The 13,505-nt window shown below is 52.5% G+C and carries 15 protein-coding genes and 1 pseudogene; 8 read left to right on the top strand and 8 right to left on the bottom strand.

Annotated elements, in window-relative coordinates; genetic code table 11:
- Nucleotides 1-358: 358 nt before the first annotated feature.
- From DTL42_RS00500 to DTL42_RS27035, 3 genes are all read right to left on the bottom strand, one after another.
- On the bottom strand, nt 359-886 hold the full coding sequence (locus DTL42_RS00500) for a hypothetical protein (protein WP_114366716.1): 528 nt from the start codon (nt 884-886) through the stop codon (nt 359-361).
- Nucleotides 887-927: 41 nt separating this feature from the next.
- Complete coding sequence (locus tag DTL42_RS00495; protein WP_114366715.1) at nt 928-1,422, bottom strand: hypothetical protein; 495 nt, start codon at nt 1,420-1,422, stop codon at nt 928-930.
- Between the two features lie 431 nt (nt 1,423-1,853).
- Complete coding sequence (locus DTL42_RS27035; protein WP_425305506.1) at nt 1,854-2,945, bottom strand: hypothetical protein; 1,092 nt, start codon at nt 2,943-2,945, stop codon at nt 1,854-1,856.
- A 93-nt stretch (nt 2,946-3,038) separates the two neighbouring features.
- Here DTL42_RS27035 and DTL42_RS27030 point away from each other — a divergent pair.
- Nucleotides 3,039-3,467: pseudogene (locus DTL42_RS27030) on the top strand (ISAs1 family transposase); the annotation flags it as partial.
- Here the strand turns inward: DTL42_RS27030 and tnpA are convergent.
- Entirely contained in the window at nt 3,364-3,657 is a 294-nt protein-coding gene (gene tnpA / locus DTL42_RS27025; RefSeq protein ID WP_425305508.1) for an IS66 family insertion sequence element accessory protein TnpA, read from the bottom strand. The pseudogene DTL42_RS27030 and the gene tnpA sit on opposite strands and share 104 nt — an antisense overlap.
- A gap of 519 nt (nt 3,658-4,176) precedes the next feature.
- On the opposite strand from tnpA, the gene DTL42_RS25920 reads away from it, so the two are divergent.
- Both DTL42_RS25920 and DTL42_RS00480 read left to right on the top strand, forming a co-directional pair.
- A complete protein-coding gene (locus tag DTL42_RS25920) occupies nt 4,177-4,446 on the top strand; it encodes a hypothetical protein (RefSeq protein WP_147274108.1) in 270 nt (89 codons plus the stop codon).
- A 134-nt stretch (nt 4,447-4,580) separates the two neighbouring features.
- On the top strand, nt 4,581-4,898 hold the full coding sequence (locus DTL42_RS00480; protein ID WP_114366713.1) for a hypothetical protein: 318 nt from the start codon (nt 4,581-4,583) through the stop codon (nt 4,896-4,898).
- A 271-nt stretch (nt 4,899-5,169) separates the two neighbouring features.
- Here DTL42_RS00480 and DTL42_RS00475 read toward each other — a convergent pair whose 3' ends face one another.
- The 3 genes from DTL42_RS00475 to DTL42_RS00465 are packed head-to-tail and all read right to left on the bottom strand — an operon-like array spanning nt 5,170 to nt 8,613.
- Nucleotides 5,170-7,170 carry a helix-hairpin-helix domain-containing protein gene (locus DTL42_RS00475; protein ID WP_114366712.1) on the bottom strand — a complete coding sequence of 667 codons (2,001 nt, stop codon included), beginning with the start codon at nt 7,168-7,170 and terminating at the stop codon, nt 5,170-5,172.
- A 10-nt stretch (nt 7,171-7,180) separates the two neighbouring features.
- Nucleotides 7,181-7,936, bottom strand: coding sequence for a PP2C family serine/threonine-protein phosphatase (locus DTL42_RS00470; RefSeq protein WP_114366711.1), 756 nt, complete (start codon nt 7,934-7,936; stop codon nt 7,181-7,183).
- 8 nt (nt 7,937-7,944) lie between these two features.
- Complete coding sequence (locus tag DTL42_RS00465) at nt 7,945-8,613, bottom strand: vWA domain-containing protein (protein ID WP_114366717.1); 669 nt, start codon at nt 8,611-8,613, stop codon at nt 7,945-7,947.
- Nucleotides 8,614-9,516: 903 nt separating this feature from the next.
- Between DTL42_RS00465 and DTL42_RS00460 the strand changes: the two genes are divergently transcribed.
- The 3 genes from DTL42_RS00460 (at nt 9,517) to DTL42_RS00445 (ending at nt 11,242) form a co-directional block, all read left to right on the top strand.
- The gene (locus DTL42_RS00460) at nt 9,517-9,891 is read left to right on the top strand and encodes a deaminase domain-containing protein (protein ID WP_147274107.1); all 375 of its coding nucleotides are present in this window, start codon (nt 9,517-9,519) and stop codon (nt 9,889-9,891) included.
- Nucleotides 9,891-10,316: an SMI1/KNR4 family protein gene (locus DTL42_RS00455; RefSeq protein ID WP_114366709.1), complete on the top strand. Its 426-nt coding sequence runs from the start codon at nt 9,891-9,893 to the stop codon at nt 10,314-10,316. The genes DTL42_RS00460 and DTL42_RS00455 overlap by 1 nt, the downstream gene beginning before the upstream one ends.
- 467 nt (nt 10,317-10,783) lie before the next feature.
- A complete protein-coding gene (locus DTL42_RS00445) occupies nt 10,784-11,242 on the top strand; it encodes an SMI1/KNR4 family protein (RefSeq protein WP_114366707.1) in 459 nt (152 codons plus the stop codon).
- A gap of 279 nt (nt 11,243-11,521) precedes the next feature.
- On the opposite strand, the gene DTL42_RS26645 is transcribed toward DTL42_RS00445, so the two are convergent.
- Entirely contained in the window at nt 11,522-11,848 is a 327-nt protein-coding gene (locus DTL42_RS26645) for a hypothetical protein (RefSeq protein WP_234824020.1), read from the bottom strand.
- Here DTL42_RS26645 and DTL42_RS27020 point away from each other — a divergent pair.
- On the top strand, nt 11,738-12,517 hold the full coding sequence (locus DTL42_RS27020) for an IS3 family transposase (RefSeq protein ID WP_425305507.1): 780 nt from the start codon (nt 11,738-11,740) through the stop codon (nt 12,515-12,517). The two genes, DTL42_RS26645 and DTL42_RS27020, sit on opposite strands and share 111 nt — an antisense overlap.
- Before the next feature lie 8 nt (nt 12,518-12,525).
- Complete coding sequence (locus DTL42_RS00435) at nt 12,526-13,002, top strand: hypothetical protein (protein ID WP_147274106.1); 477 nt, start codon at nt 12,526-12,528, stop codon at nt 13,000-13,002.
- Nucleotides 13,003-13,505: the final 503 nt, after the last annotated feature.

Raw genomic sequence — 13,505 nt, 5'->3', positions numbered from 1 at the left:
TGGACCGACTCAACGAACCGCAGGAGGCAGGAGAAGCTTTAACGTAAAATCTTTTTTGCCGCGCGCGGCAAAAAAGATTCCAGAGTCAGGCTGAAAATCAATTGTGCGCAACTTGACGGACACTACCTACCACAGTGAGGTCTCCGACGAATCGAAACTCGCCATTAAGGAATTGCTGAATAACCGTAACGTCGTGTGGTGATTCAATCAACCTAAGGGGCAAGCGGCTGCCGAGCAGCGCAGAACAACGTGTCCATTCAAGAAGAGCGAGCTCGTTGGTCCAAGGCGTTTTTCTATCCAGATTTTCACCGCCCACATGAAAGCCGGATGGGCCGATTTTTTGTCTTCTGTTCCAAAGCTATTTACTGTTTATGATCTCGAATTTAATTGGACGGTCCGATCCAATAAAAAGCAAATGGGTGAAATCAGCTGTATGCCGCCCAGGGCTCAATTCAAAACATTCAGCGAGATCAACTTGCCAAACAAGCTTTTGACCAGGGGACAACTCCTTTAAACCAAGAGAATAGTCCCATCCATTTTCTGGCAGCAAAAGGCGCCTGGCTTTTTCAGTGCGAGGAACTGAATTCTGTTTTGCATCAAGGATAGATGCACCTAGATTAGGCCCAAGGGAATGGAACGGAATCTTGGCATTTTGAGACCAAATGTTGGTGATCGTAACGGTTGCGATACAGGGTTCACCCACCTTGGCTTTCTCAGGCACTGAGACCGAAAAGGAGTAGATATCTTTCGGCTTAAGAATTCCCGATTCCATTTCTCCTTTCTCGTTAAAAATTTGGATTATTGAAGTCCATAAAGCACTTTTGGGAAGGCTTAACGGCGACCCAAGAAGTGTGAGGGCGGCAACCGCATAGAGCATTAGCTGCATATCTTGACTCCTTTTGGGTTTACGAAATGAGGAGGATGGCACTAACCACCGATGGGCAGCACCGCAAAGCTGGTTTGCTGGAAAGAGTTTTGCAGCAAGCAGGAAAAATCGGCGTGGTATTTGCCAGGGGCTAAATCAAAGCACTCCGCCACATCGATCTTCCAGGCATAGCTCTCGCCCGGCTGAAGCGACTTGATTCCTGCAGAGCCATCGATACCGCCTGATGGCAGGAGAAGCTCCTTGCCGCGATCATTAGGAGAGACGCGGGCCTTTCGGGCATCGGTAAGGGTGATGCCGATGTCCTTGCCGTCCGCCGCATACGCGATACTCGCCTTTCCTGGCGAAACGTTGGTAACCGTCACCGTTGCCACACATGGCCCGCCTTGCAGAATCGCATCCGGCAGCGACACCGAAAGCGAAAAGAGATCTTCTATTTTTACGCTTTCGGCGCTGGGCACTTCGGACTCTCGCGAGGCCTGACAACCGAGCGTCATCAGAGCGAACACCGACAACAAGATCAACGTCCTTGCTAACACGATTTACACTCCTTTGTTGTAACCTATAAAGCGTTAACTCTTCACGACACGCGCAGAGCTGGTAGCGATGCTCTTACACGTCGGCCCGCACGAAGTCCCACCACCGGCAGGCAACTTCTTACTCAGGGTTCAGCGTTGCAGCTTGCATTTTATGCGAAATCAGAAGCCGGGCACCAGCTTGTTTTCGCTGGGATAGGCGGTCGCTAAACCGGTTTGCTTGGCTCTGGTCGTGCCAATCGCAAAGAACCCCGCCAGATCAAACGCCGCCTGAAACCGTACAAGCTCCTGCAGTCAGCCCGGAAGTTGATCAGAAGCGGGGAGGCGACAATGAGTTAGAACTTAAGCTCGTTCGATTCAGTCCTGGCCCCTTTTATCCCTGGGGCTTCCGTTGGTCGCCCCCATTCGATTGGTGGCGCAGAAATCAATAACGATCAATTCTCGATTCCAATACTTTTCAACGCTTGTTTCTTTATCTCCCGATCCTTGGCATCGGGGTCATACTCGTAATTCTCGGCTTTGACTGCTTTTTTGGTGTCCAGGTCAATCCAGAGGCTAGGAGACATCACAGCGGTTTGGTCGGAAACCGTAACTTTTAGCAATTTACCATCAACAGCGGCGGACACGAACTTGGCCGTCGCAATTGTCGCACTTCCGGGAGGATTTGATAACAGATAATAGAGATACGGATCGGGAATGACATCGCTGAAATTCGTTCGGCAATTGGGCTCCTCCGGAGCGGAATCACGTCCCCACTTACGCAGAAACACGTGGAAAAGTCGCCCTATCGGCACATCCCTCTGAAACGCCGCGATATCATCTTTAAGCGTGCCGTTCGGACGATTGCTCGCAAGGTTGTCAAGCCAAGAGATCCCTCCACCAATCATTGCCATGCCGATGAAGTCGCCCTTGCGATAGATGTACAGGTCGCCAGTCATGCCAATCCAGTGAGTGCCTTCATAAGAAAAGACGCTCACTGGAATTGGATAGTTATGGGGCGTGGTGTCTGGGCGAACGATTTTTCCCGACATGTACACGACTTGACGTCCGTTCACGGTCGTTATTTTCCCGGTGCTCATGTCGAGGACGCGACATTCCACCTCCTTCTCAGAGTCAGGGGCCGGCTTTAAAGCAACTGGGCGAGATTCCTCCTGGGGAGGCATGTCGGACTTGGCTTGGCTAGGAATCATGCATCCAATCCCAATGGCGACCACACCCCAAAACAGGCAATTTGAATGTCTCATAGGAATACTTCGATTTGCGTGAAGAAGACGAAGGCCAGGACAAACGTCGTGCAATGTGCCTCCACTTCCAACGTCGTCTTTCCTGTTCTTAAGTTCTGTTTCACCCATTGCATCATTTCGCGGCTTAATGGTCAACAAATCGAGGCCAGGTCCCGCGACACCAAGCCAGACACACTGGGACATCGTCACAATATTGACCAGCGGATACGTCACCTTACGCGTCCGTGGTTCGGTCAAATCGGCGAAGCACTCTACAATGGAAATCGGCGAACGTGACGACATGAAACGCATCCCAGCAAAACCGCATCAGGCCGCAACTTCCTCTTTCACAGAAACGCCTGATTGCCATTGTCAAAGTGCCGCAGATCACCCATCATGGCGCAATCGCCCTGCCCATGCCCCCAGGGCAATCGCACGTTGCAGTCGTTTCGGTTCAAAGATTGCCCTGTTCTCCGATTCGTCAAGCCGTCGATGGGTGACGGCTGTTTTTGCTGGCATGGTGAGGGAACGATGTCTGGGCCTGCTGCTCTGATTTACAAACAGTTTGTAAAGGTTACCGATCCGCGAGCTGATCGGGGCAAGAACCATGACCTGCTCGAAATGATTTTTCTGGCTCTCACGGCCACGATTTGCGGAGCCAACAGTTGGGCCGATGTCGAGCGATTCGCCAACGCGAAGCGGGATTGGTTCCGGCGATACGTCAAGTTGGAGCATGGCGTTCCCAGCCATGACACGTTCGGCCGCGTGTTTGCCCGGCTCGACACAGGCCAGTTTCTTGCTGCCATGCACGGCTGGGTCGATCAGCTCGCGGCGACGCTTCGCCCGCCACGTCATCCCGCCGAGCCAACTCCCGCCGCCAAGCATAAAACGAAGCTTCCGAAACACCCCGCTGCAAACAAAACGCCCGCACCGAAAGCCCGCTCTTCGCCTGGCCGGAAATCACCTCCCGCCAACCCCGCTCCTTAGATAAATCCCGCCGCGGCCCCTTCGCCATCGTCCACTCCTCCACGCTCAAACATGAAACACCTGTCGATGAAATCAGGCTACCATGGGTGGGAAGATGCGGTTGACCGGACGGGTACGCTGATGGAGGTGAACTGGTACGCATCTTCCGCATCGTAACTGAAGTCGGCCCGCATTGTTCTACCCATTTGAGTGGTATGTCACGGGTCGAGCGGAGAAAAAAAAGAGTCCTGACACCTTTTCTTCTCCTCTTACGAATCAGATTTGGCAACGCCGCTTCCCAAAGTTACAGTTCACGCTGTCTGTAGAAGCTTGTCGAAGAAAAGCGAGACTTCTGATGGAAGTCATCTTGTCGTCACGTGGCTTCAGGAAAAAGAGTGGCCCTTGCTTTCGCTGGAGAATGTCGAGAGTCTCAATGCGCTTACTTGGAAGGACTACGCCGTGGACTTCATTTACTGACAATGGCCTGACCTTGCCAGGGTGCCATGCTCACGTCCGCGTGAGCATGTGACTTACATTCAGGTTTGTCCTTCTCGCCAGGCGTAAGGCAGTGTCGAAAAAGACTCGGCATGATCCCGCAGCATGCTCACGAAGACGTGAACATGGCACCCTGGCAAAGACCGTCGATGGCAAGCTTATTGAACGAGAGGTCAGTGTCTTCAAAGGACAATTATCAAACTTCTGGTCGAAGCTCATGGATGAAGCAGATCAAATTGGACGTGGAATGTCGGATATTGAAAAGACGCAGATTGCCCTCCGCGACGTATTCATTCAGGTCGTAGAAGAGCACGCCCAAAATCCCGCGCTCGGCAGAGAATGAAAGAGCTTGCAGAAAAAGCGGAAAAACTTTATCTATCAGGATTCGGAGAAAAACTTCGAATATGTATTGTAGATCCACTTGCTAACCAGATTTGGCCTTAACATCCGGAAACATACAATTAGGACTATTCGACAATGGATATTATACTGATATGTAGAACACATAAAACCATTGTTTCCCTTGGAAGTGTATTAGGCGATGGACAAGAGACTGCTGTTCGTGGCCTGATCGATAGTGACATCATGAGTGCTGCTATAATGCGCTTCATGTTTACACATATCGATTGCGATGCTGGCTGGGTATCGGATAGCGACTTTTATGACATGCCACTAAAGGGTTACGTGAGGGCGGAGTTTGACCTGGGTTTGCCATTCAAGGGGACTCGTTGTATTGATGCCGACGAAGCAATGGAAGAGATTCACAAACGAGAGGAGTTACGCCGCGGAAAATAAGAAGGCTGGTTTGCAGTGTATAAGTTATCCACATTGTTCCACCTGCCATGGTGTGCCACTGCTGCTCCCAGCAGTGTGAATTACGTGTGCGGCTGATCATGAATTGTCTTTCTGTATCTCGGACAAGTGCAGCCAATTTGGCCGGCGGAGGAAAAGGGGACGGGGGTGAATGGCACGGGCCGGGTGCCATGCTCACGTCCGCGTGAGCATGGGACTTACATTCAGGTTGGTCCTTCTCGCCGGGCACCCGGGGTTATCGCAGTTCGTGGTTTCATTTGGTGTGGCTTCGCATCCATTTTGCGTAGGGTAATTGGCATTCTTTCCAATCGGCTTCGCGCTGCTTTACTTCTAGGGTGGCGCGGGCGATGGCTGCGTCGATTCGGGTAATGACTGCGGAGGTCTCTTGCCGGATCTTGTTTAGTTTGGCGGGGCCGTGTTTGATTTGCTGTTCGAGCTGTAGCCTTGCTTGGGCGTGCTTCAGTTCGACGTGGTCGAGGATTGCTCGGGGGACGCCGCGGGCTGCTGAGTAGCGGAACTCCCTAATTTTCTGTGACCTCCAGGCCAGTAAGCGATTGGTTAGGTCTGGCCCAATACCGGGGACCAATTGCAGGAGGTCTTTTTGAATCTCGAATGCTGAATCAACGCCATACGATTCGAGCGCGGCTAAGCGGCCTGGGCCGATACCCGGTATTCGCGCAGCACTGAGAAAACAATTTTGCAAATAGTCGTCTAATTGCCGCTGCTTGGCTTCCTGCTGTAGCTGATTTAATTCCTGGATTCGCTGCGCTTCTAAGTTCGCATATCTCGCTTTCACCTGTCGGAGCACATCGAAGGCGTCGTCGAACGCCTCGGTGGCCTGGTCGATTTGGTCCTGGCGATCTAGCAACAAGCGATCTCTCTCGTGCCGGGCGTGCTCGAGCGCTTGGTAGCGGGCTTTTCTAATTTTGAACCGGGGTGACTTGGCGGTCAGGTAGCCCCACCAGGCCCCATAAATGGCGAACAGGGGCAGGGTGAAAATCGCAATTAAATAATTGAACAAGCCTGCCGGTGAAATGACCAAACAAATCAGGGCCAGCCAGCCTAGGCCAGAACGGATAAGGCGATTGGGATCTTTCTCTTGCTCAACTTTTCGGGGAACAATCTTCTGCGTCGGCGGAGGAATTCTTAAGGGAAAGTATTGCTCCGGCCGCGCGACTTCCGTGATGCGCTCCCAGCTTCGATCCATGTCGAAATGCGAGCTGCGCCCAATGATCGAGCCGATCGAGACCGAAATGAAAAGATTCGGCCCCCCGTTGTCCACAATCTTGCACCAGGGACAAAGGGTTAGATGGTTCGAGTAGTAATGCCCCGGGTCGGTGGGACAGGCCGCGATGTTGTCTTCCAGCCGTTTCAAGCCTTGCGACCATTCCGCTGCCGTGGGCCGGGCCTGCGGATTTTCGGAACCGTTGACGAACGCTCTTTCAAAAAGAAGGGCAATTTGTCGCGGAACTTGTGCCAAGGTTATCGTGTTAGGGGGCGGAGCCATTTGGAAGCGAGCCGCATTGGTTCCATAGGCAAACCGGAATTCGCTAATCGCTTGTTCAATCGGCATGTCTCCCTGGCCGGAATAACGCCCCGAGAAAGGATGCCGTCCCATGAACAGCAGATGAAAAAGCATCACCGCCAGGCCAAAGTTATCGTGATTGGTCGTCCGCGTCACGCTCGAAAGATTCAACGATTGAAGCTCTGGCGGCACAAAATGCCCGACCCCCACCGGACAAAGAAACAGTTGGTCTTGCGCGCTAAACTGAAACGAATCGCAATCGATCAGGCGAACCAGCGCATTGGAGGTGACGAACAAGTTCCCTTGATTGACATCTCCCACCACAATGCCAGCTTCATGCAGGGCTTCAAACGCGACCGAACAGTTCAGGGCGACGCGAATGAGGAAACGCCAATCGGCATTAGGAAATTTGCTCTTGCGATGCGCCGGGCTATACAGCTCGTGAATCTCGTACGCGTTATCAATCCGAGGCAACACCAAGCCTACCGTGGGGCCGCCTGGTTGACGGTGCAAGGTGGTTTGCGGCCACGCGGCAAACGAAGCGACTTGCGCTGGCGCGTGCTTCACCATCAGGTCTAATTTAACGGCCTTGTCCGCTGCGGCAGGCTGGTGATAGATCTTGGCAACGTAAGCGTGTTGCCCTTCGATTTCAAAGACAGAGCCTTCGCCGCCGGTTCCCAACTTTCGCCCAAGTCGGACGGGCTTCCCGTAGACATCGACATAGGTCATGGCGCGAAAGCTACTCCAATCGAGTCGCCAAGATCAGCGTCTTGTCATCATCGGTCCGCTCGTTGATCGCCTCAGAGCCAAGGAAGTCGCGTAACGGCTCGAAGAACTGATCCGGATTCTCGGTCTGGCGAAGCGAGGCGAAGAAGGGAGTCAGGAACGGGGCATGCACCGATTGATCCTCGAACTTCAGGACCAAACGCTCTAAACCGTCGGTGAACAACGCCACTTCATCAACGCGTTCTTCCAGCAGCTTGAACTCGAGCTGCTCGCTGAAGTTGGCTTCGGTCAAGAAATTGGTGGTGTTGGCATACTCGCCCGATTGCGGCCAAAACAGGGTGCTATAGCCATCCGCACTATTTCTGACAATCGCTCCATCACCGATTTGCAGAAACAGAGCCCTCTCGTTGCCGATCACCGCCGCCAGAAACGTACAAGCCAGTTGCCGCACCGGAACGCCCAACTCAACCGCGCGTTGATCAAGCTTTTCGCGAATTTCGCTTATCCAACTTTGGACTAGCGCCCCCCAGTCGGTTTCTGAATTGGCCAAGTCAAGATTCGCTTCCTGCATTAACTTGACGAACGTATCGCAGGCAAGCGTGGCCCCTTCGTCAGAGTGCGAAGCACTGCCTGCTCCGTCCGCGACACACGCAACCAGCAACCGATCGAGCTCAGATTCTAGATTGACAACACGGCAAGCATCTTGGCAAGGCAGGCCAGAGTTTACGTGAGACTTGCCAATCACGCTGTCGAACACGACTTTCCACATGCATACACCTAGTCGATTGAAGCCCAACCGTTGGGGCCTGAGGTTGGATCTTCGAGCGGAACCGAATCGCCAGGCGTAGAGCGTGAAACCGATTGCTGCGAGCTGGACAGCCAGAGAAACATATCGCGAAAGCGCAGCCCGTCGAGCTTGACCGGATCGCTCTGGCTAAATTTCCCGAGGGTTTGCAGATCGGCACCTTCGACCCCCACGCAGAACATTTTGAAAGCTTTGGCTTTTTCTGCTTCCACAGCTCGCGCGGCGGCCGCTTCCCAATTCGGATCGTTCGGAGCCCCATCGGAAACCAGAAACATCCAAGGCCGGTAATAGGCGATCCCGTTGGCGCGATATTCGCTTTTTCGCGCTTCCAACGCGTCGATGGCTTGATCGACCGCTTGCCCCATGTGGGTCAGGCCTTCCGCGCGCAGCGTTGGCGGAATGAAGTAGTCCGCCGTCGTAAAATCGCAGACCGTCTTCACTTCCGAGCCAAACGTAATCACCGAAACTTCGACCCGCTTCGACGCCAGGCTGTCCGCCGACAACTCATCTTTGTAGGCAATGAGCCCGTTGTTCAGCTCCTGAATCGGTTGCCCCATCATCGAGGAGGACACGTCAAGGATCAAAACACACGGCACGCGTGGCTCTGGATTCTCAGCGAAACTATTGGTTCCAAAAGGCATCTGTTCCACGCGGCATTCTCCCAGCTCTTCTTGTCACTAGATAATCGAAAGGAACTTACCCGCTATTCGTTGCTCGCCCCAGTTTCTTAACCGCGAACCCCGCAATAAACGGCGTTACCCCCGCAGGGGTAGTGTACTCTGAGCCCGGAAAACGAACCAGAGACCTAAGCCATTTTTGCCGCCAGATTCAAGCAGCCTGCGAAATACCAAGCAGGCATCCGCTTCAGCAAGAGAAGAAAGAACCCCGATCGAATAAGTCCCGCAGGGTGCGTCTCGACGCACCAGAGTTTGCTGAACGGTTTGCTACTACAAAACGCCGGGTGCCCCGGGCATCTTGCCCGGGCCTAGCTACGGTTTCGATTCCTAGAAGCTTAAGCCTGGAAGAAGAAGTTGGCAACGATTCCCGAGAAGCAAATGACAATCGAACTCCAGGCTTCTTGATTGCTGGCAAACCATATCTCTACTATTCAAGACACGGGCCAGAGGCACCGTGGCACACCGAGCGGTTGCATTCGCCAGCGCCACCCGCCGATAGGAAATCCATTTTCTTTTGACTCCGGCTCGTTAACGGAACTTTCTCCCAATGCCGAATTCTTGACCCTTCAAGATTTCTACAAATCGCAAGGTGCGGAAGAAAGGGGTTGGAACGCGATTCTCACTGGGGGCACCATTGTGGGAGGCATTATCCCTGGATTCGGAGAAGGTATGGACTTTTGGGTTCTATTTCACCCCGATTCCAATTGGTGGGAAAGGTCGCTAGCGGGAGGGAGCCTACTGGTAAACGCAGTTTCCCTGGGAATGGCACCCAACTTCTGAGGTCCAGTTGTCCGAGTCATTCGTTCTGTCGATGAGATTGATGAATTAGCTGGGCTTGCTAGAATAGCCCCAAACAGAGCATTCAGTGTGGCTGACACTGCTCGGTTCGCTGAAATTCGATCGACCATTCGACACATAGGTAAAAATCGAAACGTGGCGTTTGCGGAAGGCCATGTTGGTGGGAAGAGCATCGGCGAGATCGTAGGTGTCAGCGGAAAGAACACCCCAGGAGCGATCATGCCTGGGGACCGGATCTTCAAAACTGGCATTGATGATTTTGATCGGGCGTTCGATGCTGAAGTGTTCGTTCTTGAGAATCTCGCTCGAAAATTGAAACCAGGTGATTCAGGCACTATCAAGCTGGTGTCTGAGCTTCCGTTTTGTGATTCATGCACGGATGTGATTCGTCAATTCCGTGAGAAGTTTCCAAACATTCACCTAATTCTTGTGGACGGCTCCTGATGACTATGACTATGGAAGAGTTTGCATCAATACTGGCACGTTTTGCCGACGGTCGCAACGCGACTGGCTGTTCCGTTTCGGAAATCGAAATGCTGGAGGAGACGCTGAAAACGACGTTGCCAGACGATTATAAATTGTTTTTGCTAACTTGCGGTCACGGAGTCGATGACTTCATGAGAGGTAGTGACTTCACCTACAATCAGCTACCAGACCTTCTGGAAGCTGCAAATGAGTTAATTAGCGAGAGCAATGCGACTACGATCCCAAGAGGTTCGGTTGTTTTCGTTATGCATCAGGGGTATCAATTCTATTTCGTGAACGAAACGGGCGTTTATTACTATATGGAGGGCGAGACCGACTTCGAAAGGCGGCATGATTCGTTTAGCGAGTTCTTTAAATCGGTTGTTTCCAAAGTCATGAGTTAAAGCCTTGCCCCAACAAGTGGAACGCTCCCTCAGGGAATTCGCAGCTATGTGCGAGACATCGAAGTCCAGACAGGTCGCAAGCTACATTCGAGGCAGGTCGAGCTTCTTAAGGATAACCTTCGGAGTCAGCGTTACAGCAAACTGTCAAAGGCTGATACGGCTCGTCACAGACGCCAATTCGACAGCGTCAAGGATGACTTAATCGCTGAATGGGAACGCCAGACAGGGCAGAGTTGGCCGAGATACACTGAGAATCTTCCGAAGAAGAACGGGAAACCGGGGTTTTCTCGACTGAAGGGCGACCCATACGACGCCCACCACGTAATTGAGAACGAACTGGGTGGTCCTGCGGAGTGGTGGAATATTCACCCCGCTCGTTTTCCGGGACAGCATCAAGGCGGAATACACCGTTCTGGAAGTCCACTGCGGCAACTGCTGGAGAATATTGATTGACCAAGGGAAATCACATGTTTCATTTTCTGACAAGCATTATGCGAGACGGAACTGGGGAACCAGATTTTCCCAACGTCCGTTTCCCGGTTTCCGCCGAAGACATCGAGAGTGCAGAGCGTCGAATGGGAAACCCTTTTCCAGAGCAGCTACGAGAGTTCTTTAGCGAGATTGGAAGCGGATTCTTGAAGGCTTCGCAAAGCGACACGTCAAGAACCGGGTTCAACTACATCAATCGGTTTCTTGATCCTGATGAAATCGCCGAACTGCTCCTTGGCGAAGACGAGGACATTTTGCCAAGCGAAGGTTTCGACGATGGAGAACTGCCTTTCTTTGAGGTTGGCGACCGACTGTATCTCGTAATGCGAGAAGGCCAAGTTTGTTGGCCGTTTGGTGATGTAATCAGCGAAAACCTTCTTACATTCGTAACCGAACTGGCAAACAACCCAAGGTTCTATCACGAAGTCGCTACATAAGTCCCTTCGGCTTCTGCATCACGATCTTCGCAGGCTGTGCCGGTTTGAAGGGTTGCAACTTGGCAGGCTTCCACGGCCTGCCGTGTTGTCTTTTCTGGGGCGGCACACCTGACGGTGTTAACTTTGGCAAGCGTCAATTATCGCCGATTAGCGCATGGCAATCCTAATGGAGAGGGGATAACCAAAGGTTGAACCGCTCCCTTTTTCTGTACCAGCTCAAGTGAGAAGATCCAGGATCTTCATCTGGCCAGGCTAGTCTGGCCAGATGAAGCGAATTCCCTAGGGGCCAGGTTGCCCAGGGCGCTGCGTGGCGAGCTTCTGCATCATAGCGATCGCGTTGGCCAATAAACTAGCGACGCGTATCAACGCAAGCTGCGGACGCTGGGAATTACGTGCTCGATGAGTCGTCGCGGTAACTGCTACGACAACGCCGTGGCCGAGTGATTCTTCTGGTCGCTCAAGCACGAATGGACGAAGCATCGCGAGTACGAGACGCTGGCAGACGCCCGGCTGAGCGTGTTCGAGTACATTGAAACGTTTTATAATCGCAAGCGACTTCACCAGACGCTGGGCTACAAGTCGCCCGACCAATACGAAGCCGAACACGCCCCGGCCCTAGCGGCGTATAACAACTGGCCCGCCACTGTCCGAAAGTCGTGGGCTACCGCAGGGAGCCTACTGGTAAACGCAGTTTCCCTGGGAATGGCACCCAACTTCGGAGGTCCAGTTGTCCGAGTCATCCGTTCTGTCGATGAGATTGATGAATTAGCTGGGCTTGCTAGAATAGCCCCAAGAGGAATCACGCCCAGCAGTCTCGGTGCAAGGTCAATTGTCGAAGATGCTCGATTGCATCGCATGTGGGAAGACTCAATTCGTGAGCTTTATGGTGGTTCAGGGAGAACGGGACGGGCATTGAGGGAATACCTCAACGTCGTTGAAGCTGGAGGGACTCCGACCGCTACACAAGCGAGAAATACGTTTAACTCTGTTCGTGCGAGTTTTGCTCGAAGGGTGGAATCAGCGGCTCAGGCAGGCGAGGCATTCCCCGGCTATTCCTTTGAGCGTATCCATCATTGGAATTGGCACATGGCCGACCATTCATTCCATGCACTCGACCCCCGGCAGTTGTTCCCGGTGACACAGGACTTACACGAACTGATCCACCTGCGAACCACGATTCGACCTGTCGAGGCTCCACTCGACATCTATTTCCAGCCGATAAACCCGCTGCATCGAATGGACCTTGACATGTCGTACCCTCTTGCTCCACGGTGAGGCATGAAATGATAAATAATCCAGATGAAGCACGAGCAGAACTCAGTCGGATGGGATTGCCCCACGTCTTTGAGCGAATCACCCACCGAGACATCCCGATTGCATTGGTCGGAACTTGCGAACCGGTGAAGCGTTACTATGAGTTGCTGCCGGATTTGGCCAAAAGGCTTCCTGCGTGCCACGATTATATCCCGCTTTGGGAGACGAATCTCGAAGCAGTCGTGGCTTATGACTCGAACCGTGAGTTATTCGTTCGCTACTACTACGGAAGCGAATCAGATGAACCGCTTGGGGCAACCTACCAGCAGTTTCTCAGTGCCGTTCTTTTAGAGCTTATCGATTCGGGGATATGGGACGAATTGGACGAACTGGCGAGGCTGTTTGACTACAAGCATGTAGCGAAGCTCCGCACTTTTGTAGAGTCGTGTGGAGACGGCGACTTTGAAGAATCGAACCGCAATTTCGTTGCCTCGATTCCGGATTAGCCAACCGGCTTTCGCATGGCAAGAGCTGGCTGTGGTTTCTGGAGACAACAAGCTTGCTTGAACAAGAACGTCGCCTATGGATGTATCCATACAATATCACCATAGTAATGATTCGTGAAGAAATGATGATTGAAAAGATGATAATGGGTCTGTGATGATAGTACCTAAGGTGACTGATGTTCTGCTGTACTTGTCATTATCGATAGCAGGATTGGCAGGGTTACTGTTTTTTCAAGCGATGTTAATTAAATTGGCATGTGGGGTAGTACTTTTGATTGGTATTGCATGTCTGATCATCTCCAAATCTTGGAGGACAGTTGCCGTGGTCATCATCGAACTCGTCCGCTATTTAAGGTCCAATACCGTCGATTAACCACTAGCAGCCCGTTGAAAAACCCTCGTCTCCCGGCTATTCTCCAGCAAGACCTTCCCATTGCAAAGGATGGATGATGGCTTTAGGAAAACGGGCCTGCGAAACTCAGGCGGCTTGGGTTGCTTCGACC

Source organism: Bremerella cremea (assembly GCF_003335505.1).
In the GTDB taxonomy this organism is placed as follows: domain Bacteria; phylum Planctomycetota; class Planctomycetia; order Pirellulales; family Pirellulaceae; genus Bremerella; species Bremerella cremea_A.
The sequence above is the reverse complement of the archived record's forward strand: the minus strand, read 5'-3'. Positions and strand labels throughout refer to the sequence as shown.